The sequence below is a fragment of the Halomonas sp. genome (assembly GCF_014859505.1).
GTDB lineage: Bacteria > Pseudomonadota > Gammaproteobacteria > Pseudomonadales > Halomonadaceae > Halomonas.
In genome coordinates, this window is record NZ_JACUUD010000262.1 from 1 (window position 1) to 1,563 (window position 1,563).

2 protein-coding genes are annotated in these 1,563 nt (G+C 70.3%); both read left to right on the forward strand.

Annotated elements, in window-relative coordinates; genetic code table 11:
• The coding region (locus tag IBX53_RS16110) for a molybdopterin molybdotransferase MoeA (protein ID WP_290911402.1) at positions 1–766 on the forward strand (766 nt) is incomplete at its 5' end.
• Positions 726–1,469 (forward strand): Crp/Fnr family transcriptional regulator, encoded by a 744-nt coding sequence (locus IBX53_RS16115; RefSeq protein ID WP_290911405.1) that lies wholly within the window; start codon positions 726–728, stop codon positions 1,467–1,469. The genes IBX53_RS16110 and IBX53_RS16115, both read left to right, overlap by 41 nt.
• Positions 1,470–1,563: the final 94 nt, after the last annotated feature.

The following is a 1,563-nucleotide window of genomic DNA, read 5'->3' on the forward strand; positions in this document are numbered from 1 at the left end:
CGCCGCGGCCATCGCCCTGCTGGCCAGCCACGGCGTCGGCGAGGTGGCGGTGATACGCCGGCTCAAGGTCGCGCTGCTCTCCACCGGTGACGAGCTGATCGAGCCCGGTGCCCTTCGGGTGCCTGGCCAGGTCTACGACAGCAACCGCGCCATGCTGGCGGCCCTGCTGTCCCGCGCCGGCTGCGATGTGCTCGATCTCGGCGTGATCGCGGACACTTTGCTTGACCTGCGTCAGGCCTTTGCCCGGGCTCGCGACGAGGCCGATCTGGTAATTTGTACCGGTGGGGTGTCGGTGGGCGAGGAGGATCATGTGCGCCCGGTGGTGGAGCAACTGGGCGGTATCGTCTTCCACGGCGTGGCCATGAAACCCGGCAAGCCCTTCGCCCTGGGCTATCTGGGCGAGTCGCTCCAGGCCGGCACGCCGCTGATCGGCCTGCCGGGCAACCCGGTGGCCTCGCTGGTGGGCTGGCAGCTGCTGGCGCTTCCCTTCGTGCAGGGTCGCCAGGGACGGACCCCGGCGCCGCTGCAGCGGTTCCCGGTGACCGCCGGTTTCTCCCGGCGCGGCCCCAGGGGGCGGCGGGAGCTGCTGCGAGTGGTGCTCGACTGGGCGGCGGGGACGCCGGTGGCGCGCCTGGCCGGCGGCCAGGGGTCGCACATGCTCAGCGCGGCGAGTCAGGCCCATGGCTACCTGGTGATCGATGCCAACAATAATGTGGAGGAAGGCCATGCCTACGGTTACTGCCCCGCCGTCCAGTTCCTCGACTGAACTGCTGTTCAAGCCAAAGCAGCTGCGCGAGCTGGTGCTGGGTGTCCCCTGGCTCGCGACGCTGTCCGACGAGGAGGTGGAGGCGCTGCTCGCGGAGTCCGAGCTGCGCACCCTCACGCCCCGCGAGTGGCTGTTCCGCCAGGAGACCCCGGCCCAGTGGCTGCACATCGTGATCAGCGGCACCGTGCGCCTGGTGCGCTCCGCCGGTGACGGCCGCATGGCCACCATCCGCTGCGTGGAGCGCGGAGGCACCCTGGGCGAGCTGAGCATGGTCTCCAGCGCCGGGGTCTACCTCTACTCCTCGGAGGCGCTGCGCCGCACCCATGTGCTGTCGATCAGCGCGGCTCGCTGCCGGGAGATCCTCGATCGCCAGCCGGCCTGCCGGGCCGAGTTCATGAGCCGCCTGGCCCTGGAGCTCACCGAGCGGCTCGAGGACCTGGCCCTGCTGACTCAGGGCGACGCCATGTCACGGCTGGTCAGCTATGTGCTGCGCCAGCTGCCGCCGGGGCGCTCGAAGAGCCCCCGGGTGATTCGCCTGACCATCCCCAAGCGCTGGCTGGCGGCCCAGCTGGCCATGACCCCCGAGACCCTATCGCGGCTGCTGGCCAAGCTGCGCGACAGCGGCGCCATCAACATCGACCGCCAGCGGCTCACCGTGCTCGACGAGCAGAAGCTGCGCGACTTCATGATGACCGACGACTGACGTCCCCCGGGGCGTCGGCAAACCATCGGAAGAGGGAGGCAAGATGTCCCGCGCCACCAGCAAGCCCCACACCCTCGTCTATTCCTGCTCCGGC

Excerpts from the sequence above, each read along its gene's own strand:
- IBX53_RS16115 (WP_290911405.1), top strand. The coding sequence starts at position 726 with ATGCCTACGGTTACTGCCCCGCCGTCCAGTTCCTCGACTGAACTGCTG.